General features: G+C 68.3%; 21 protein-coding genes and 1 tRNA gene. 8 read left to right on the top strand and 14 right to left on the bottom strand.

Annotated features, from left to right (window positions below; all coding sequences use genetic code 11):
• Positions 1-12 precede the first annotated feature (12 nt).
• Both MME74_RS09085 and MME74_RS09080 read right to left on the bottom strand, forming a co-directional pair.
• Positions 13-423 carry a VOC family protein gene (locus MME74_RS09085; protein WP_267414454.1) on the bottom strand — a complete coding sequence of 137 codons (411 nt, stop codon included), beginning with the start codon at positions 421-423 and terminating at the stop codon, positions 13-15.
• A 5-nt stretch (positions 424-428) separates the two neighbouring features.
• Positions 429-905 (bottom strand): helix-turn-helix transcriptional regulator, encoded by a 477-nt coding sequence (locus tag MME74_RS09080; protein WP_324170135.1) that lies wholly within the window; start codon positions 903-905, stop codon positions 429-431.
• 105 nt (positions 906-1010) lie between these two features.
• Here MME74_RS09080 and MME74_RS09075 point away from each other — a divergent pair, with 105 nt between their 5' ends.
• Positions 1011-1607, top strand: a complete 597-nt coding sequence (locus MME74_RS09075; protein ID WP_267414452.1) for an HdeD family acid-resistance protein — start codon at positions 1011-1013, stop codon at positions 1605-1607.
• A gap of 66 nt (positions 1608-1673) precedes the next feature.
• Here MME74_RS09075 and MME74_RS09070 read toward each other — a convergent pair whose 3' ends face one another.
• Entirely contained in the window at positions 1674-2438 is a 765-nt protein-coding gene (locus MME74_RS09070; RefSeq protein WP_267414450.1) for an SDR family oxidoreductase, read from the bottom strand.
• Between the two features lie 124 nt (positions 2439-2562).
• Between MME74_RS09070 and MME74_RS09065 the strand changes: the two genes are divergently transcribed.
• The 4 genes from MME74_RS09065 to MME74_RS09050 all read left to right on the top strand — a co-directional run bounded on the left by MME74_RS09065 (position 2563) and on the right by MME74_RS09050 (position 5257).
• The gene (locus MME74_RS09065; protein WP_267414448.1) at positions 2563-3036 is read left to right on the top strand and encodes an NfeD family protein; all 474 of its coding nucleotides are present in this window, start codon (positions 2563-2565) and stop codon (positions 3034-3036) included.
• A 9-nt stretch (positions 3037-3045) separates the two neighbouring features.
• Positions 3046-3978: an SPFH domain-containing protein gene (locus MME74_RS09060; RefSeq protein ID WP_267414446.1), complete on the top strand. Its 933-nt coding sequence runs from the start codon at positions 3046-3048 to the stop codon at positions 3976-3978.
• Positions 3975-4751 carry a glycerophosphodiester phosphodiesterase family protein gene (locus MME74_RS09055; protein ID WP_267414444.1) on the top strand — a complete coding sequence of 259 codons (777 nt, stop codon included), beginning with the start codon at positions 3975-3977 and terminating at the stop codon, positions 4749-4751. The genes MME74_RS09060 and MME74_RS09055 overlap by 4 nt, the downstream gene beginning before the upstream one ends.
• A gap of 122 nt (positions 4752-4873) precedes the next feature.
• Complete coding sequence (locus tag MME74_RS09050) at positions 4874-5257, top strand: RNA polymerase-binding protein RbpA (protein ID WP_267414442.1); 384 nt, start codon at positions 4874-4876, stop codon at positions 5255-5257.
• On the opposite strand, the gene lnt is transcribed toward MME74_RS09050, so the two are convergent.
• From lnt to MME74_RS09005, 9 genes are read right to left on the bottom strand one after another with little or no spacing between them, the layout of a single operon-like run.
• Positions 5254-6777 (bottom strand): apolipoprotein N-acyltransferase, encoded by a 1524-nt coding sequence (gene lnt / locus MME74_RS09045; protein ID WP_267414440.1) that lies wholly within the window; start codon positions 6775-6777, stop codon positions 5254-5256. The two genes, MME74_RS09050 and lnt, sit on opposite strands and share 4 nt — an antisense overlap.
• 11 nt (positions 6778-6788) lie before the next feature.
• Entirely contained in the window at positions 6789-9263 is a 2475-nt protein-coding gene (locus MME74_RS09040; protein ID WP_267414438.1) for a DEAD/DEAH box helicase, read from the bottom strand.
• Positions 9260-10018, bottom strand: coding sequence for a twin-arginine translocase subunit TatC (gene tatC / locus MME74_RS09035; RefSeq protein ID WP_267418547.1), 759 nt, complete (start codon positions 10016-10018; stop codon positions 9260-9262). Before tatC ends, MME74_RS09040 begins: the two co-directional genes overlap by 4 nt.
• 57 nt (positions 10019-10075) lie before the next feature.
• The gene (gene tatA / locus MME74_RS09030; RefSeq protein ID WP_267414437.1) at positions 10076-10309 is read right to left on the bottom strand and encodes a twin-arginine translocase TatA/TatE family subunit; all 234 of its coding nucleotides are present in this window, start codon (positions 10307-10309) and stop codon (positions 10076-10078) included.
• Between the two features lie 44 nt (positions 10310-10353).
• Positions 10354-11337 (bottom strand): helix-turn-helix transcriptional regulator, encoded by a 984-nt coding sequence (locus MME74_RS09025; RefSeq protein ID WP_267414435.1) that lies wholly within the window; start codon positions 11335-11337, stop codon positions 10354-10356.
• A complete protein-coding gene (locus MME74_RS09020) occupies positions 11334-12326 on the bottom strand; it encodes a helix-turn-helix transcriptional regulator (protein ID WP_267414433.1) in 993 nt (330 codons plus the stop codon). Before MME74_RS09020 ends, MME74_RS09025 begins: the two co-directional genes overlap by 4 nt.
• Entirely contained in the window at positions 12326-13255 is a 930-nt protein-coding gene (locus MME74_RS09015) for a hypothetical protein (protein ID WP_267418502.1), read from the bottom strand. Before MME74_RS09015 ends, MME74_RS09020 begins: the two co-directional genes overlap by 1 nt.
• Before the next feature lie 10 nt (positions 13256-13265).
• Positions 13266-14285: a tRNA (adenine-N1)-methyltransferase gene (locus MME74_RS09010; RefSeq protein ID WP_267418501.1), complete on the bottom strand. Its 1020-nt coding sequence runs from the start codon at positions 14283-14285 to the stop codon at positions 13266-13268.
• A complete protein-coding gene (locus tag MME74_RS09005) occupies positions 14282-14974 on the bottom strand; it encodes an HAD family hydrolase (protein WP_267418500.1) in 693 nt (230 codons plus the stop codon). Before MME74_RS09005 ends, MME74_RS09010 begins: the two co-directional genes overlap by 4 nt.
• 81 nt (positions 14975-15055) lie before the next feature.
• Between MME74_RS09005 and MME74_RS09000 the strand changes: the two genes are divergently transcribed.
• On the top strand, positions 15056-15904 hold the full coding sequence (locus MME74_RS09000) for a PAC2 family protein (RefSeq protein ID WP_267418498.1): 849 nt from the start codon (positions 15056-15058) through the stop codon (positions 15902-15904).
• A 22-nt stretch (positions 15905-15926) separates the two neighbouring features.
• Here the strand turns inward: MME74_RS09000 and MME74_RS08995 are convergent, their stop codons facing one another.
• Entirely contained in the window at positions 15927-16751 is an 825-nt protein-coding gene (locus MME74_RS08995) for an undecaprenyl-diphosphate phosphatase (protein ID WP_267418496.1), read from the bottom strand.
• 42 nt (positions 16752-16793) lie between these two features.
• Complete coding sequence (locus MME74_RS08990) at positions 16794-18089, bottom strand: M20/M25/M40 family metallo-hydrolase (protein ID WP_267418494.1); 1296 nt, start codon at positions 18087-18089, stop codon at positions 16794-16796.
• Between the two features lie 114 nt (positions 18090-18203).
• Between MME74_RS08990 and MME74_RS08985 the strand changes: the two genes are divergently transcribed.
• Positions 18204-18286: transfer RNA gene (locus MME74_RS08985), tRNA-Leu, on the top strand.
• 173 nt (positions 18287-18459) lie between these two features.
• Positions 18460-19800: a DUF1254 domain-containing protein gene (locus MME74_RS08980; RefSeq protein WP_267418491.1), complete on the top strand. Its 1341-nt coding sequence runs from the start codon at positions 18460-18462 to the stop codon at positions 19798-19800.
• The last annotated feature ends 3 nt before the right edge of the window (positions 19801-19803 follow it).

Here is a 19803-nt window from a genome sequence, read left to right as displayed (position 1 = left end):
GCAGCAGAGGGTTCAGGCGGTCTGGTTGATACGGAGCAGGTTGCCGGCGGGGTCACGGAAGGCGCAGTCGCGGACGCCGTAGGGCTGGTCCATCGGCTCCTGCACGACATCGGCGCCGCCCTCGACGAGGCGCTCGAACAGGCCGTCGACGTCGTCGCTGGCCAGGGTGAGCGCCGCATAGCTGCCCTTGGCGATCAGCTCGAGGATCGTCTGACGCTCGGCGTCCGTGATCCCGGGGTCGGTTGCCGGCGGATGCAGCACGATCGAGGTCTCCGGCTGGCCCTCGGGGCCGACGGTGAGCCAGCGCAGCCCGTCGTAGCCGACGTCGTTGCGCACCTCGAAGCCGAGGGCGTCGCGATAGAACGCGAGGGCCGCATCGGCGTCGGTGTGCGGGAGGAAGGCGTAGTGGATGCTGATGTTCATGGTGTTCACGCTAGGTGCGCATCGGTGCGCGGCGCTTCTCGATTCCTGATCGGTCTGGTGACCTGCTTCGCCTGGAATGAGGGGATCCCCTCGACGTTCGCGGCGCGTTCACGGTACACGCTGGGTGCGACACCGACCAGCTCCGAGAATCGCGTGCTGAAGGTGCCGAGCGACGAGCAGCCGACTTCGAAGCAGACCTCCGTGACGGAAAGGTCTCCTCGTCGCAGCAGCGCCATGGCGCGTTCGATGCGCCGCGTCATGAGATAGGAGTACGGCGACTCCCCGTAGGCTTCCCGGAACTGCCTGCTCAGATGCCCCGCCGACATGTGCACGCCCCGCGCGAGGGCCTCCACGTCGAGGGGCCTCGCGTACTCCCGGTCGATGCGATCCCTGACCTTCCGCATCACGACGAGTTCGCGCAGGCGGGATTCGTCCACGGCTTTCACGAGTCGATCTTGCCATGTCGCCGGAAGTCGCGACATGACGGCGAGAAACGCGGGCGGAGACATCTCCCCCGCACGGACCCGGGAGAGCGCTACCCTGAGGGTGCATCCTCACAGGATCTTCTCAGAAAGGGGTCCCCCACCATGTCTGAACCGCTCACCCAGGCGAAGTCGGTGTTCAAGTCGATCCGCGTCACGCTGGCCGTCGCCGGTGTCCTCGCGCTCATCGCCGGAATCGTCCTCCTCGTCTGGCCGGTGAAGTCCGCGGTCATCGTGACGGCCATCTTCGCCTCGTATCTGATCATCGCCGGCCTCGTGTACATCGGGCTCGGCATCTTCTCGAGCAGCAAGGGAGGATGGGCCCGTGTCGGCCACATCGTCCTCGGTCTGCTCTACATCGCCGCCGGCGTCATCGCGTTCTTCAACCTGAACGTCGCCGCCGCCACGCTGGCCTTCGTCGTCGTGATCTTCATCGGTGTGAGCTGGATCGTGGACGGAGTCGTCGCCCTGACGCTCCTCGGCCGCGACGGCTCGCGCGTGTGGACGGTCATCTACGCGATCCTCAGCATCGTGGCCGGAATCATCGTGCTGTTCTCGCCGCTCATCGCCGGCTTCGCATTCTGGCTGCTGCTCGGCATCTCGCTGGTCGTCCTCGGCATCATCCAGATCGTGCGTGCCATCACGCTCGGCAAGGATGAGAACGAGTACGTCTCCGCTGTGCAGGGAGACCCGGTCAGCTGACCCTCCCCCGACACGAATCGGCCCCGTCCTGCGCGATGCAGGACGGGGCCGATTCCGTGTGGACTGCTATTCGGCGACGAAGGCGCTGACGTCGCCCACGAGGCGCGTGTTGTCCGCCGGGACCGGTTCCACGGTGGCCTTGGCGACCTCCGCCGCGAACTCGGAGACGTTGTAGAGCTTGCCGGCCGACTCCCGGCGCTCGGCGATCGCGCCCGGGTTCGCGCGCTCCAGCAGCGTGGCCGTGATCGTGCCCTCGATCATGTCGCCGGAGACGACGGTGAAGCCGATGCCCTTCTCGGCGAGGCCGGGGATGAGCTCGCGGAGAGCGTCCTCGCCGGCACGCTTCGACAGCGCCACCGGCTCGTACTCCGGCATGGTCGGCGTGGTGCGGATGAAGTGCGCCTGGTGGCTGGTCACGAACACCACGCGTGCACCCTCGCCCAGCAGGGGCGTGGCGGCGTTGAGGACGTTGAGCTGGGCGTCGCGGTTGAGCGTGAGCGCGTAGTCCTCGGCCATGCCGGACTCCATGCCCCCGGAGGCGTTGAGCACCAGGACGTCGAGACGCCCGTACTCGGCGCGGATGGCCTCGAACATCTCGGCGACGGATGCCGGGTCGGTGAGGTCTGCACCGACGACGAGGGCGCGGCGTCCGAGCTCACGAAGCTGCGCGGCGAGCTTCTCCGCTCGGGGAGCCTTGTTGCGGAAGTTGATGACGACGTCGGCCCCGGCCTCGGCCAGGTAGCGCACGGTGTCGGCGCCGATGCCCCGCGATGAACCGGTGACAAGGGCGACCTTGCCGTCGAGGGATCCTGCGGGAAGAACGTCGGTCACGGTGACTCCTCATGATGCGTGAAAACGCCGTGATCGCACGGCCCTCACACACTACCAAGCGCGCGCGCTGCGGCACCGGGATCGGCGGTCCCCCGCGTGATACGTTGACCACAAAGGAGGCCGCATGGACAACTTCACGACATTCGTCACGTTCATCGACCATTGGGCTTGGATCGGCTGGCTGGTCCTGATCGCCGTCTTCCTCGTCATCGAGATGCTGTCGCTGGACTTCACGTTCCTGATGCTGAGCTTCGGAAGCGTCGTCGGTCTGGTCACCGACCTGATCGGCGTGCCGGTCTGGGTGCAGGTGATCATCGCCGCGGCCGCCGCCGCGCTGTTCATCCTCTTCCTGCGCCCACCGCTCCTCAAGCGCCTGCGCCGTGGGGAGGATCCCACCAAATCCAACGTCGACGCTCTCGTCGATCTGCGCGGGATCGCGCTGCACGAGATCACGCAGATCTCCGGTCAGGTCAAGCTCGCCAACGGCGACACCTGGACGGCCCGCAGCGCCTCGTCTGTGCCGATCCCTCCGGGTGCACCCGTCGCCGTGAGCGCGATCAACGGCGCCACCGCCATCGTCCGTCCCGTCAACGACTAGGAGAACTCCGTGAACGACGCATCGTTCATCCCCACCGCGATCCTGTGGATCCTCGTGATCGCGGTGATCATCTTCGTGGTGGTCACCGTCGCCCGCGCGATCCGCATCATCCCGCAGGCAACCGCCGGAGTGGTGGAGCGCCTCGGCCGCTATCACAAGACCCTGACCCCCGGTCTGAACGTGCTGGTCCCGTTCATCGACCGTCTGCGCCCCCTGATCGACATGCGCGAGCAGGTCGTCTCGTTCCCCCCGCAGCCGGTGATCACCGAGGACAACCTCGTGGTGTCGATCGACACCGTCGTCTACTTCCAGGTGACCGACGCTAGGGCCGCGACCTATGAGATCGCGAACTACCTGGGCGCCGTCGAGCAGCTCACGACCACCACTCTGCGTAACGTCGTCGGTGGCCTCAACCTCGAAGAGGCCCTCACCAGCCGTGACAACATCAACGGTCAGCTGCGCGTAGTGCTCGATGAGGCGACCGGCAAGTGGGGCATCCGCGTCGGCCGTGTCGAGCTCAAGGCGATCGACCCGCCCATCTCCATCCAGGACTCGATGGAGAAGCAGATGCGCGCCGAGCGTGACCGCCGCGCAGCCATCCTGACCGCGGAGGGCACCAAGCAGTCCGCGATCCTCGAGGCCGAGGGTGCTCGTCAGGCCGAGATCCTCCGCGCCGAGGGTGACAAGCAGGCCGCCGTGCTCCGTGCACAGGGTGAGGCCGAGGCCATCCAGAACGTGTTCAGCGCGATCCACCAGGGCGAGCCGGACGACAAGCTCCTCGCCTACCAGTACCTCCAGATGCTCCCGAAGATCAGCGAAGGCCAGTCCAACAAGCTGTGGATCATCCCGAGCGAGCTCACCGAGGCGCTCAAGGGCATCGGCAGCGCCTTCACGCCGAAGCCGGGCCAGCAGGGTCCCACCAACACACTGCCGGGCGCGTGACGCACCCGTACTTCACGAAGACGCGGCATCCCCGAGTCCTCGCCCATCGCGGTCTCGTCACCGCGGCGGGCGAGGATTCGGGCGTCTGGGAGAACTCCGCCGCCGCGTTCGCCGCCGCTCACGCCGCCGGCGCCGAGTACGTCGAGACCGACTGCCAGGTCACCGCGGACGGCGATGTGGTCCTGTTCCATGACGCGACGCTCGAACGACTCGTCGGCGACCCCCGGGCCGTGCGCGAGGTCCGCACCCGCGAGCTGCGTGCCGTGTTCGCCGATCACGGCGGCCTGCTCACCGTGGGCGAGGCGCTGACCTCCTTCCCCGACGTCCGGTTCAACATCGACGTGAAGACGTCGGCGGCGGTCGAGCCACTCGGGCCGATCCTGGCCGAGCACACGCATCGGGTGCTCGTCACGAGCTTCTCGGATGCGAATCGTCGCGCGACCCTCGCGTCGGTGCTGAGAGCCGGAGCGGAGATCCGGCCCGCGACGTCCGGAGGCAGCAGGACCATCGCCGCGCTGCGGGCGCTCTCCGCTCTCCGCCTCTCCCCCGTTCGTGTGCTGCGAGAGGTCGACGCACTCCAGATCCCGGAACGATACGGCGCGCTGCGGGTGCTCACCCCCGCACTCCTCCGCGCCGCGCATCGACACGGCGCGGAGGTCCACGTGTGGACGGTCAACGACCCCGAGACGATGCGCCGACTCGTCGAGGTTGGCGTCGACGGCATCGTCTCCGATCGGGCCGACGTCGCCCTCAAGACGCTCTCTCCTCGCTAGCTCGACGCGCCCCATAACCTCCGCCGCTGGGATTACCCTGTGAATCCCGCCGAGAAGACGCTCGCGTGGATGAAGCGCACAGGCTGGAGCGTTATACCTGACAGCGACGAGAGGACCACAAAATGGCAGATCGCAGCCTGCGCGGCATCCGACTCGGCGCCCAGAGCCTACAGAGCGAAGAGGGCGTCGTTTTCATGGAGCGCCGTGAGACCACCTACACCTGTGACACCTGCGGCCACGTCACGAACCTCATGTTCGCGGCAGACGCCGAACCGCCCCAGACCTGGGAATGCCGCGCATGCGGCGCCGAGGCCCGCCTGAATGTCGACGGCCACGCCGTGACGCTCGAGGCCAGCGACGAGAAGGCCGCCCGCACGCACTGGGACATGCTCCTGGAGCGTCGTACCCGCGCAGAGCTCGAAGAGCTCCTGGAAGAGCGCCTCGCGTTCATCCGCGCCCGCCGCGGTGCCGGCGAGGACCCGACCCGCGAGAAGATCGGCGCCTAGCGCTTCCGGGCGCGCCACCACCCGAGGCCGAGCGCGCCCAACCCGCCCCAGAGCAGGATCATCTGGATCCAGGGGCCCAGGACAACCCCCGCCGTGAGGCCGGACCGGAGCTCGACATCTTCGAGCATCGCTCCGGCCTCTCCTGCGTCCAGGCTCGTGACCGTGGTCCCGTCTGCGCGGATGACCTGGCTCGTCCCGACCGTCGAGACGTTCACGACGCTGCGTCCGGTCTCGATCGCGCGCATGCGGGCGAAGGCGAGCTGCTGCAGATTCTCGTCGGTGCCGCGGAAGTCGGCGTTGTTCGTCTGGAACACCAGGACCTGGGCGCCGTCGCCGATGCCTTCCCAGATGACGTCGTCGTAGATCACGTCGAAGCAGATCGCGAGACCGACCAGCACCCCGTCGACATCCATGATGGGCGGGTTCGATCCGGGGGTGTACTCCCGCTGGATGAGCCCGATCAGATCGGGGACGATCGCGTTGTAGAAGGCGCGATCCGGGACGTACTCCCCGAACGGCACCGGGTGGCGCTTGTCGTGGGTCTGGGTCGCGGTGCCGTTCGACGTCCACAGCATCGAGGTGTTGAAGTACAGGCCGTCTCGACCGGTCGCCGCGTTGGCCAGCAGCGGCGCGTCGATCCTGTTCGTGATCAGGGTCATGCGTCTCGCGAGAGCGTCGTTCTGGAACGGGTCTCCGTCGAGCGATCCCTCCGGCCACACCAGCAGGTCCACGTCCTCTCCGTAGAGCGGAGCGGTCGCGTCGGTCTGAGCCTGGATGACCGAGAACGGCTCGCGATCGTCGAAGTACCCCGTCGGACCGTTTCCCTGAACGGCTGCGATCCGCAGGGAACCGGTCGACGAGGTGGGGAACAGCGGCGTGAAGAGCAGGACCACGACGAGCGCAGCGGGTGCGAGGACGCGCACCGGACGACGCCAGGCGCGCAGTCGCACGACCTCGATGAGCATCGCGACGAGCAGCACCATCAGGAAGCTGAGTCCACTGACGCCCAGCCACGACGAGATCGGCGCGAGCGGGCTCTCCGCCTGGCTCATCCCGATGCGCGCCCACGGGAAGCCCCCGTACGGCCAGGAGCCGACGAAGAGCTCGCGACCGACCCAGAGGGCCGCGACGGTCGCCGGAAGCCCCAGAAGGCGCCCTGCAGCGCCGGGGAAGGCTCGTGGGAGCCAGCGATAGGCCAGGGCGATCGGGATCAGGGCCAGGGCGGTCAGGCCCCCCTCGACGACGCTGAGAGCGCCCCACGGGATCGGGCCGAGGTAGCGCGAGGTCCACGAGACCAGGAGCCCGAAGAAGAGGATGCCGTAGACGAGTCCGACCAGCAGGGCGCCCCCGAAGCGCCTCCCGATCAGGGAGAGCAGCAGCAGGGCGGTCGCGGGGAACGCGAGTGCCCAGACCGCCGCCTCCGGGTAGGCGAGATTCATCGACAGGGCGGCGAGAGCGGCGGCCAGCACCGCGGCCCAGAGCGGGAGAAGGGCGCGCTCGCGCGCTCGGGACTCGGACATCCCCTCCATTGTCACATCGACGAGTAGGCGACGATGCCGCGCCGGACGCCGTCGAGCGCGGTCCGCGCGGTGCGCGCGAGGGCCCCGTCCTCCGCGACGATCGAGAGCTGGTCGAGCAGATCGATGGTCTGCTTCGCCCAGCGCACGAAGTCACCGGCGGCCATGTCCGCGTCGATGAGGACCCGATCGAGAGACCCTCCCCGTGCCCACGCGTGCATCGCGCCGGCCAAGCCCGCGGCGAGCGGCTCGCTGCCGGGCAGGTGATGGTCCTGTTCGAGGTCGTCGAGCTCGGCCCAGAGCGTCGTCGTCTTCTCGTAGGCGGTACGGAACGCGCCGCGGGGAAGGCCCCGCTCCCCCGAATTCGCCTCATCGCGTCGCGGCTCGTACACGAGACAGCACGCCATGGCGGCGAGGGACGGGGCGTCGAGACCGGCCCACAGGCCCTGTCGGAGCGACTCGGCGACGAGGAGGTCGCGTTCGCCGTAGATGCGGCGCATGGTGCGTCCGGCCTCCGTCAGCGCGGTCTCGCCGTCGACCTCGGTCAGATAATCCAGAGTCTCCAGCACCTCGACGACGCGATCGAAGACGCGCGCCACCGTTCCCGTGCGCGTCTCGATCTGGCGACGGATGCGGTCGGTCTGCCTCTTGAGCTTCCAGTAGCGCTCGGCCCACCGGGCATGCGCCTCGCGATCGGGGCATCGATGGCACGGATGGCGCTGCATCTGGGTGCGCAGGGTCTGGATGCGCTTCATGCGCTTGTCGCGGGAGGCCCGAGGCGCCTGCGAATCCTGACGGTTCTTCTTCTCCAGATCGCTCAGCTCGCGACGGATGGCCGCGTACTCCGGGAAGTCGCCGTGCTCGCACGCCATCGCGCTCTGGTAGCCCGCCAGGGACTCCTCGGCCTCCCGCACCTGACGGGCGAGCCCGACGACCGCACGGTCCGCCTGGAACTGCGCGAACGACGATTCGAGGATCTGTCGAGCCCTCGTCTTGCCGAACATGTCGATGAGGTTCACGGCCATGTTGTAGGTCGGTCGGAAGCTGGAGTTCAGCGGGTAGGTGCGCCGAGAAGCGAGCGCGGCGACCGCCTGCGGGTCCATCCCCTCGGTCCACTGGACCACGGCATGGCCCTCGACGTCGATGCCGCGACGACCGGCACGGCCGGTGAGCTGGGTGTACTCCCCCGACGTGATCGCGACGCGGGCCTCGCCGTTGAACTTCTCCATCTTCTCGAGCACGACCGTGCGCGCCGGCATGTTGATGCCGAGCGCGAGGGTCTCGGTGGCGAAGACGACCTTCACGAGCTTGCGCTGGTAGAGCTCCTCGACGACCTCCTTGAACGCGGGCAGCAGCCCCGCGTGGTGGGAGGCGACGCCGCGCTCGAGGTTGTCCAGCCACTCCCAGTAGCCGAGCACGTCGAGGTCCTCGTCCTGCAGCGTCCTGGTACGGTCCTCGACGATCGAGCGGATCTCGGTGCGCTCCTCCGTGGAGGTCAGTCGCAGCCCGGACCGGCGCACCTGCTGGACGGCGGCGTCGCAGCCGACGCGGCTGAAGATGAAGAAGATGGCCGGCAGCAGGTTGGCCCGCTCGAGGAGGCGGATCACGTCGGGACGGTCCATCCGCTCGATCCGCTGCGTGTTCCCGGGGCGAACGGGTCGTCGGCCCCCGCGATGCGGGCGCTTCGCCTGACGTCCCGCATGCCGATCGCTGCGATAGGACTGCGCCTGTCGGTTGCTCTCGTACGTCGAACCCGTCGACGAGCGGATGCGCATCAGCTCCTGGTTCACCTTCGCCGTCGCCAGGCCCGCGCGGTCGTCGAACAGGGGAAGGAGGTCGTCGCGCACCAGCACGTGCTGCTCCAGCGGAACCGGGCGGATCTCGGAGACGATCACCTCGGTGTCCCCGCGCACCGTGTCGAGCCAGTCGCCGAACTCCTCCGCGTTCGAGACCGTGGCGCTCAGCGAGACGAGCCGCACTTGCTGCGGCAGGTGGATGATGACCTCTTCCCACACGGCGCCGCGGAAGCGGTCGGCGAGGTAGTGGACCTCGTCCATGATCACGTAGCGAAGATCACGCAGCGCCGCCGAATCGGCGTAGATCATGTTCCGCAGCACCTCGGTGGTCATCACCACGATGCGCGCGTTCCCGTTGATGTTCGTGTCGCCGGTGAGGAGCCCGACCTGATCGGCGCCGTAGACGTCGACCAGCTCGCGGAACTTCTGGTTGGACAGCGCCTTCATGGGCGTCGTGTAGAACGCCTTGTCGGCCGGAGTCTGCATCGCGAGATGGATCGCGAACTCGCCCACGATCGTCTTGCCCGCGCCGGTGGGCGCGGCGACGAGCACGCTGCGGCCGTTCTCCAGGGCGTGGCATCCGGCCACCTGGAACGGATCGAGATCGAACTTCTGCAGGGCGGCGAACGCGGCGGACTCGGGATGCTCCGCCGCCTGCTGGGCCTGGGCGTACCTCTCGGAGGGCGAACTCATGCCGCGTCCGGCAGCAGCCCCGACGCCGCTTCGCGCTTGCGCTTGCGACGGTCGAAGAGCAGCGAGAGACCGGCGGCTGCGAAGAAGAGGACGATGAGGATGCCCGCGAGCATCAGCATGCTGATGACATCGGCGGCGGGGGTTGCGAGGGCGGCGAAGACGGTCGCGATGATGATGGCGACACGCCAGCCCTTCAGGATCGCCCGGCCTGACATGATGCCCGCGACGTTCAGAGCCACCAGGAAGACCGGGAGGACGAACGAGATCCCGATCACGATCATGAGCTTGAAGATGAAGTCGTAGTACTCCTGCGCCTGGAAGAGGTTCTTGGCACCCTCCGGGGTGAACCCGGCCATGAGCTCGATGATGTGCGGCTGGATCATCACACCGACGTAGCAGCCGGCGAAGAACAGCGGCACTGCCGCGGCGACGAAGGAGACGGTGTAGCGGATCTCCTTGCGGGTCAGTCCGGGCATGATGAACGCCCAGATCTGCCACAGCCATACCGGGGCCGAGATGAACAGACCCAGCGAGAAGGCGATCCGCATCCGCATGTCGAAGGGACCGGTGATCGTGGAGTACACGAGCGCCGCGACATCTTCGCCGCGTTGCTCCGCGATGTCGTTGATCGGCTTGGTGATGAAGCTGATGACCGGATCGGTGATCAGGAACGCGATGACCATGCCGACCACCAGCGCCAGCGCCGCGTACATCAGACGCTTGCGCAGTTCGACGAGATGCGCACCGAGCGACATCCGCCGATCCCGCTCAGCCTTCGGCTTCACGGTCGGTTCGATGGCTGCCACGGCCGGTCAGGCGCGAGGCGGAGTCTCAGGCTCGGAACCAGGGTCCTTCACCGTGGGGTCGACAGAGGTGGAGTCCGCACGACCGGCGTCCTCTTCCTTCATCGCCTTCATCTCGCCCTTGAAGACGCGGGCGGACTGCCCCATGCTCTTCGCGAGCGCCGGCAGCTTGGCAGCACCGAAGAGGAGAAGGATCACGGCGAGCACGATGAGCAGGTGCCAGCCTTGCATTCCAGCGAACATGTCGAGATTCCCGTCGTTGGTGGGCGTTCGGTTCAGTCTACAGATCAAATCCGTGCATCGGGGCTGCGGTAGAGCGCGAGTCCGGCAGACGCCCAGTCGCGTGTCGCCGTTCGGGCGATGCCCGGATCGAGCACTTCCATCGCACCGCCGAAGCGTGCCGCGAGCCGTTTGATGCCACGGGGGTCGGCGAGATGGAGCCGAGCCGTCACGGATCCCTCTCCCGCATCGATCGCCTCGGACGGGAGGAACCCGTTCAGCAGCGGGGCCAGTCGCTCCGGCACGCGCACGGTGACCTCGCGTTCATCGTCGAGCCCGGCGAAGGCCTCCGGGACCTGGTCGCCGCCGTGGGTGATCGGGATGTCGGTGAGGCTCGGCGCGCTCACCCGGTCGAGGTGGAACGTGCGCATCGCCTGGCGAAGGTGGCACCAGCCCTGCAGGTACCACTGGCCGTTCGTGATGAGGATCTGCACGGGGTCGACCGTGCGCGTCGTCGGCGACGCATCCGGCGCCTGATAGGTGAACGAGATCGCGACGCCCTCGTGGAGACCGCGGGCGACCGCTTCGCGGACCTCATCGACGGCGCTCGGAGCGACGACGACATCGGCGGGCGCGTCCGCGGCGCCGCGCGAGAGCTTCGAGATGAGTCCGGCGACGAGCCCCGAATCCGAGACGGCCGGTACGGCGGCGACCATCTGCAGTCCCGCCAGGAGGGCCGCGGCCTCGCGCGCGGTGAATCGCGGCACCCGCCGGAGGGCGACATCGTTGGTGATCTCGATGACGTCTTCGAGGTCGAGCAGGTCCCAGTTGATGTCGAACATCTCCTGGGGCTGCTGCCAGTAGCCGGACTCACCGGGGAGTCCGATCACGGTCAGCTTCTCGACCATGCCCCGCATCTCCTGCGGTGTCACGCCGAACTCCTCGGCCGCCTCCGCGAGGGAGACCTGGCCGTGCTCGAGCAGGTACGGCACGAGCGTGAGATACAGCCGGACGCGCTCGGCGGCGAGCAGCGGCTTCGACTTCGCGCTCATCGTGCCTCCTCGATGTCCGTGTGGGTGTCGACGACTGCTCGGAGACGCGCGATCACGGCATCCCGCAGCGGCGCGGGCTCGACGACGCGGACCTCGGGTCCGTACGACGCGAGCTCGTCGGCGAGGATGTGCATGTCGACGAACGGTACGCGGATGCCCTGGGCCGCGGAGGTGGCGCGCCGCCCGAGACGGAGTGCCGCCTCGGTGCCCGGCGTGATCTCCAGAAGGGCGGAGTTCTCGGCGGCGACGCGCTCGAGTCCGGCCAGAGCCCGCTCCCCCGCGCCGTCGCGAAGCGCCGGGTCGAAGGCGGTCGGGCTGACCTTGACGTCGCCGACGATGCGGCTGAGCAGGAAGGTGCGATCCTCCTCGACGTCGACATCCACGCCGAACACATGCCAGCGTGCCTCGTAGTCGACCAGAGCGAGCGGTCGGATCCGCCGCCGGCGAGGAGCGTCCTCCCCCGGCTTGAGGTAGTCGAACGTGACCACCTTGGAGCGCTCGATCGCATCCTGCAGCGGCGAGAACGCGGCGTCCCGCGCGGTGATGCGCGGCGCGAAGCCGATGATCGGCTCGTCACCGTCGATGCCCAGTGCACGGATCTTGCGCACCCCGGACTGAGCGTCACCCGAGACCGACTCCGCGCTCCACACGCTTCCGGCCAGCCGCAGAACCGCCAGCTCCGCGGGAGAGAACTCGATGTCGCTGGGCAGGTCGTACTCGGCCTGCGGAATGCGGTAGCGGGCTTCGCGGAGGTCGTTCGGGTCGGCGGCGTCGCCGATCGTCTCGATCGGCACGCCCAGCGTCCGCAGCTCGTCCTTGTCGCGCTCGAACATCTTCTCGAGCGCGTCGGATCGCGTGCCGGCGTCCGCGCGCTGACGATAGCCGGAGACGTTGTCGAGGATCTGCTGCTTGGTCAACCCGATCTCCGTGGCCATCAGCGCCACGACGAGATTCGTCAGGCGCTCCTCCGCGGGGATACGGGTGGCCATCACTGCGTCGGCGCCGTGACTGCGCCCAGGATGTCGACCACGTAGGCGACGGCCTGTCCGCTCTCGCCGGCGGGCGTCACGACCAGGATCTGCGATCCGACGGTCTGGCCGATCAGGGCCTCTCCGACGGTCGGGGCGGACTTCGAGAGGTCGCCGGTGGGGCTCTGGCCCCAGGTGGTGGTGATGACCTTCTTGCTGTCCCAGCCGACGGCCGTGACGTTGAGCAGCGGGAGCTGGCCGGCCTCGACCTTGTCGCCGTCCCCCTTGATGAGGGTCTGCACGACCTGCTTGGTCGGGGCGGCGCTGTCCGGGATGATCACGCCGGGCGTGCCATCGGAGGCGCGCACCACCGTCGGCATGCCCTTCGCGTCGTTGAACTGCAGCGTGCCCTCGGCGCGGGAGAGGTACACGTCGACGACGTCGATCACGAACACCGCATTGTCGTCCGCGGAGAGCCCGAAGGCCTGGAGGTTGTTGGCGCCGAAGTCGTCGGACGTGAGACCCGCGACGATCCGCGATCCGGCCGTCGCGCACTCGAACACGTCCGCGAGCCCCGGGGACTGCTTCGCCCAGAATGTGGCGGACGAGACGTTGCCGCGATTCCCGTCGTACGGAGTCGAGTAGACCTTCTTCCCCGTCTCGCCGCTGAAGATCGAGAGCTCGACCACGAGCAGCTGCTGGTCGGTGAGGATCTCCCGCCCGTCGCCGACCGTCGCGTCCGCGAACGACGACTTCTTCAGGTGCAGCGGCGAGTAGACGTCGACGTCCGGCGCGGACCCGACGTCACCCGAGACGCTGACCGCATCCAGGATGTCGGTTCCCCCGGCAGCACGATCGCAGGCGACGCCGCCGGGCGCCGCGGCGGTGCACCCGGTCAGGGCGAGGACGGCAAGGCTGAGAGAGGCCAGAACGGCGGACGTTTTACGCACGCGCTCCAGTCTATTCCGTCGCGTGCCCGGAATCGCGCGAGGCAGCGGCAAGGCGCGCCCCCTCCGCGGCCTTCTCGGCTTCTCGGGCGCGCTTGCGCAGGTTCTTGTTGCTGATCTCGCGATCGCCGACGGCGCCGGGAGTCCAGAGCTCCACGTCCTCATCTCCGTAGCTGCTCTTCGACGCGCGTCGCTTCACCGACGGTGCCACCGCGCCCGGGGCGAGCCTGCGTGCGGTGAGGAGGAACCCGGTGTGCGCGACCATGCGGTGGTCCGGCCGCACGGCCAAACCCTCGACATGCCAGCCGCGGACCATGGTCTCCGAGGCATCGGGGTCGGTGAAGAGGCCGGTGGAGCGGATGTACTCGGCCACCCGGGAGAGCTGCGTCGCGGTCGCCACGTAGCAGAGGACGACCCCGCCGGGGGTGAGCGCATCGGCGACGGCGTCCATGCACTCCCAGGGAGCGAGCATGTCGAGGACCACGCGGTCGACCGAACCCGCGGTCACCTCGTTCGGCAGCGCCTCGACGAGATCTCCGACGACCACGCGCCAGGTGTCGGGCGACTCGCCGAAGAACGTCTCGACGTTGCCGCGGGCCACATCGGCGAAGTCCTCGCGACGCTCGAAGGAGATCAGGCTGCCGTCGTGACCGACGGCGCGCAGCAGCGACAGCGAGAGCGCTCCGGAGCCGACGCCGGCCTCCACCACGACGGCGCCGGGGAAGATGTCGGCCTGCATCACGATCTGCGCAGCGTCCTTGGGGTACACGATCGCCGCACCGCGGGGCATCGACATCGCGAAGTCGCGCAGCAGCGGGCGCAGCGCCAGATAGTCGTGCCCGGAGCTGTTGGCGACCACGGAGCCGTCGGGCAGGCCGATCAGGTCGCGGTGTCGGAGCACTCCCTGGTGCGTGTGGAGCTCTCCGTCCTCACGGAGCGTCACGGTGTGCAGGCGGCCCTTCGGACCGGTGAGCTGCACGCGGTCGCCGATGCGGAAGGGTCCGCTCGGACGGGGAGCGCGGGAAACGGTCATCGGGTCGCTCCCGTCATGGTGCTCTTCTCGTCGTAGAGGTCGGCGAGGTCATCCGCTCCGCGACCCGCGAGGGTCGTCCAGAGCTCATGTGCGCCGAGGTGGTCCAGTGGCACGATGTGCGGCACGGCCAGCGTTACGGCACCCGAGGCGAGTCCGGCGCGGACACCCGTCGGGGAGTCCTCGATGACCACGACGTCCGCGATGTCCACGTCGAGGAGGGCCGCTGCCTGCAGGTAGGGCTCGGGGTGGGGCTTCGGGTTGTCCACGTCGTCGCCCGCGACGACGATGTCGAACGCCTCGAAGTCGATCAGTTCGACGACGTTGAGGGCCATCCGCCGCAGCGACATTGTCACCAGGCCGGTCGGGATGCCGGCGTCCCGCAGATCGCGCAGCAGCTCACGGGCTCCGGGGCGGAACGGGACCCCCTGGGTGCGCAGGGACTCCTGCACCATGTCTGTCAGATGCGAGACGATCGCCTCGGCCTCCATCGCGACGCCGGCCTTCTGCAGGATCGCGGCGCTGTCGAGGAGGCCGCTGCCCACGAGCTGCAGTGCGTCCTCGTGGCTCCAGGTGCCGCCGAAGGACTCGACCAGCGTCGTCTCCGCCGCCATCCAATACGGTTCGGTGTCGACGAGTGTTCCATCCATGTCCCAAAGGACCGCGCTGGGCTTTCTGCTCACTGAACCCATGCTAGCCGGGGTGCCGCCCGCATCCCGTCCTCGCGGACTAGCCTGGAAGGATCACGACCGCGATCTCGAAGGGAGCCCTCGATGGATGTTCTCGGTCCGCGCATCGTCATCGCCGCCTTCGACGGCTGGAACGATGCGGGTGAAGCAGCGAGCGGTGCCATCGAGGCGCTGCGTGCATCGACGGAGTACGACCTCGTGCACTCCGTCGACCCCGAGCTGTACTTCGACTACCAGTACACGCGTCCGTCGACGCGGATGGACGCGGAGGGACGCCGACAGCTCACCTGGCCGGAGGCGGGGCTGTGGCGTCCGCGCGACCCCGGTCCCGGTCCCGAGTTCTGGCTCCTCACCGGCGCCGAGCCCGCGCGCACCTGGCAGGCGTTCGCCTCGGAGTTCATCGACGTGGCCCTGCGGGACGACATCACCGGTCTCGTGACGCTCGGGGCGATGCTCTCCGACGTGCCGCACACCCGACCGATCTCGATCTTCGCCTCCAGCCAGAACGAGCAGGTGCGGGAGTCGCACGGTCTCGAGCGCTCGCTGTACGAGGGCCCGGTCGGGATCCTCACCGTCTTCGAGCACTTCGCCGAGAATGCGGGCATCCCCACGGCGAGCCTGTGGGCCAGCGTCCCGCACTACGTCGCCTCCGCGACGCCTTCGCCGAAGGTGACGCTCGCACTCCTGGATCGCCTCGAGGAGCTCACCGGCGTCGACGTCGACCGTCAGACGCTCCGCACCGAGGCCGCTGCTTGGGAGGCGTCGATCGACGCCGCCGCGTCCGAGGACGAGGACATGGCGGAGTACATCCGCCAGCTCGAGCGCACCCGCGACACATGGGACTCCCCCGAGGCGTCCGGCGACGCGATCGCGCAGGCGTTCGAGCGCTACCTCCGTCGTCGCGACGACGGCCCGGGCGACCGCAAGCGCTGAACCGCCCGGCGGCGAGGCCGGCTCAGGCCGCGATCACGCCGGTGCCGAGGAGCACCAGCAGCACGCTGCCGAGCAGGATCCGGTAGATCACGAAGGGCAGGAAGCTGCGCTTCGAGATCCAGTTCATGAAGAACGCGATCACACCGAGGGCGACCACGAACGCGATGCCGGTGGCCGCGAGGGTGTCGCCGAAGGAGAAGAACGACGGCTCGTCCCAGCTCTTGAACACCTGGTAGAAGCCGCTGCCGAACACCGCGGGGATCGCGAGCAGGAACGCGTAGCGAGCCGCAGCAGCGCGCTCGTACCCGAGGAACAGCCCCATTGTGATGGTGCCGCCCGACCGGGAGACGCCGGGGATCAGGGCGAGGGCCTGCGCGAACCCGAAGGCGATGCCGTGCGGGTAGGTCAGATCGTCGAGCTTGCGGCGCTTTGCTCCGACGTAGTCGGCGATCCCGAGCAGGATGCCGAAGACGATGAGCATGATCGCCACGATCCACATCGAGCGGAGCACGGTCTCGATCTGGTCCTGGAACAGCAGGCCGAGCACGACGATCGGGATGCTGCCGATGATGATGAGCCACCCCATCCGGGCGTCCGGATCGTTGCGGGGCGCCTTGCCGACGAGCGAACGGCACCACTGCGTGATGATGCGCACGATGTCACGCCAGAAGAACACCACGACGGCTGCTTCGGTGCCGATCTGCGTGATCGCCGTGAAGGCCGCCCCAGGGTCCTCCCCCGACGGCAGGAAGGTGCCGAGGATGCGCAGATGGGCGCTGGACGAGATCGGGAGGAACTCAGTGAGTCCCTGGACGATGCCGAGGATCAGTGCTTCGAGCAGGTGCATGGAAGGGCCTTCAGGTCAGGGACGGCACGGAGCGCGCGGCGCTCAGAACGTGCGCAGCAGATCGGCCAGCACCCGCTGACCGAAGACAAGCGATTCTACGGGCACTCGCTCGTCGACACCGTGGAACATGCCTGTGAAGTCGAGGTCGGCCGGCAGCTTGAGCGGCGCGAAGCCGTAGCCGGTGATGCCGAGGTAGGCCAGCGCCTTGTTGTCGGTGCCGGCGCCGAGGAGATACGGGATCACGGGGATCCCGGGGTCGTGGCGGCCGATGCTGGCGACCATGGCCTCGACGAGGTCGCCCTCGAAGGGCGTCTCCATGCCGATGTCCCTCACCACCGTCTGGATCTCGATGTCGTCGCCCACGATCTGCTGGAGTTCGGCGAGCACATCGTCCTCGGTGCCGGGGATCACGCGGACGTCGATCAGCGCCTCGGCGCGCTCGGGGATCACGTTGTGCTTGTAGCCGGCGGTGAGCGCCGTGGGATTCGTGGTGGTGCGGAACGACGAGCGGAGGAAGGCCTCCGCAGGACCTGCGGCGGACGCGAGGGCATCCGGATCGTCCGTGCTGCGTCCGGTGAGCTCGCTCAGGCCGTCCAACAGGGCCTTCGTCGTCGCCGTGAGGCGGATCGGCCACCGCGTCCGTCCGATGGCAGCCACGGCCTCCGCGAGCTTGGTGACGGCGTTGTCGTCGTGCAGACGGCTGCCGTGGCCCGCACGCCCCTTCGCGACCAGACGGATCCAGATCAGCGCCTTCTCGCCGACCTGGAGCAGGTAGGCGCGACGGTCGTCGACCGTGATGGAGTACCCGCCGACCTCGCTGATGGCGGCGGTGGCGCCCTCGAACCACTCGGGGCGGTCCTTCACCACGAGTGCGGAGCCCTCCACCCCGCCGTTCTCCTCGTCGGCGAAGAACGCCAGCACGAGATCGCGCTCCGGCTGCTCTCCCGCGCGGAGGATCTCGGCGACGGCCGTGAGGATCATCGCGTTCATGTTCTTCATGTCGACCGCGCCGCGGCCCCACAGCATCCCGTCCTGCACGATCCCGGCGAAGGGATCGACGGTCCAGTCCTCGGGCATCGCCGGTACGACGTCGAGATGCCCGTGCACGACCAGGGCGGGCTTGTCCCTGTCGCGACCGCGGACGCGGGCCATCACGTTGGTGCGGCGCGGGATCGGCTCGTAGTACTCGACCTCGAGGCCGAGTTCCTCGAGGTACGCGCCGACGTACTCCGCAGCCTCCCGCTCGCCCTTCGCATTCCCTCCGCCGAAGTTGGAGGTGTCGAAGCGGATGAGGTCGCTCGCGATGCGCACGACCTCGGGAAGCGAGGGATCGATCATGTGCTCAAGGCTATCGAAACGGCGAGCCACGCCCGGGCGTACCGCTCGGTTCGAAGCCCGCCGGATATCGTGCTAATCTCATTCTTCGGTCGGCAACGATCAAATCCAACACCTGCGCGGGTGGCGGAATGGTAGACGCGCTACGTTGAGGTCGTAGTGCCCGTAAGGGCGTGGGGGTTCAAGTCCCCCTCCGCGCACAGACAGCCCCGGAGCATCCCTGGTTCGCCAGGAATGCTCCGGGGCTTCTTCGTATCTGCCCCTCTTTCCTTCCGCGGGCGATCCCGTCGGGCGCCTCGTCGTCGCCGTATGCCTCATCCGGTATGGATGATCCCTCGATCCTGATCTCGCGCCGTGTGGCTAGCCTGCGTGCATGACCGACCTCGACGCAGACCGTGCCGCCATCCTCCAGGCCTACCTCTACGGATTCCCGCTCGTCTTCAACCTCGATCAGGTGATCCGCTACACGACGACGGGGGTCGGAGCGAACCCGGCCGCCCCCTTCAACACGTTCAGCCACGCCCGCACGCTCGCCGGGCCCGACGACACCTTCGTCACGATCAACAACGACACGCTGTATTCGATGGCGCAGGTCGACCTGAGCGTCGGACCGGTCGAGCTGCGCGTGCCGGACACGGCCGGGCGCTACTACGTGCTGCAGTTCGTCGACGCCTGGACGAACAACTTCGCCTACGTCGGCCATCGCGCGACGGGGACGGCCGCGGGCGCATTCCTCCTGGTCCCGCCGGAATGGTCGGGAGACGCCGGTGGCCTGACGGTCATCCGGTTCCCCACCACCGTGGCCTCGATCGTCGGCCGGTGGGCCGTCAGCGACGATGCCGACCTTCCGACCGTGCACGCGCTCCAGGACGCGACGACCCTCCGGCCGCTCGACGACGGGGCCTCCCCCGCGGGCCTGGCCGAACCGGACCCGCTCGTCCCGGAGAGCGCGCGCTTCCTCGAGAAGCTCCGGGTATGGTCCCAGCAGTTCCCGCCGGCACCCCGCGACGTCCCGCTGCAGGAGTCACTCGCCGCGACGGGCATCACCACGGCCGGACCCTCGCCGTACGCGTCGATCTCCCTGTCCGAGGCCGCCCGGCTCGTGGGAGACCTGGACGCGGCGAAGGAGGTGCTGCACACGGCCCTGACCCACGGGTCCAGTCCCGAGGAGAACGGGTGGAAGCTCACGTTCCACGCGTTCGACTACAACCTCGACTACTTCGAGATCGGCGCGCTCGACGATGATCGATTCAAGATGAGCGACCCGAAGCTCCGCATCGTCGAACGCGCGGCCGCCGCCCTCGGAGGCCTCTGGGGAAACCACCCTTATGAGGCGGCGTACATCATGACCTACGTCGACGACCGTGGTGAACAGCTCACGGGTGCACGGACGTACACGCTGCGGCTCGATCCCCCGCCGCCCGTCGCCGCTTTCTGGTCGCTCACGATGTACTCGGTTCCGGACTTCTACCTCGTCGAGAACCCGATCGCCCGCTACTCGATCGGCGATCGGACGCCGGGGCTCGTCCGCGACGAGGACGGTGCCCTGACCATCACGATCAGTCATGAGCCGCCGGCCGAGCCCACCGCCGCGGCGAACTGGCTGCCCGCGCCGGCCGGTGACTTCCGTCCGGTGATGCGGATGTACGAACCCGACGCGTCCGTCCTCGACGGCGGCTACACGTTCCCCGCGATCACCCGCTCGGACGGCTGACGG

Source organism: Microbacterium oxydans (assembly GCF_026559675.1).
GTDB classification, from domain to species: domain Bacteria; phylum Actinomycetota; class Actinomycetes; order Actinomycetales; family Microbacteriaceae; genus Microbacterium; species Microbacterium oxydans_D.
This window is presented reverse-complemented; position numbering and strand designations above follow the sequence as displayed.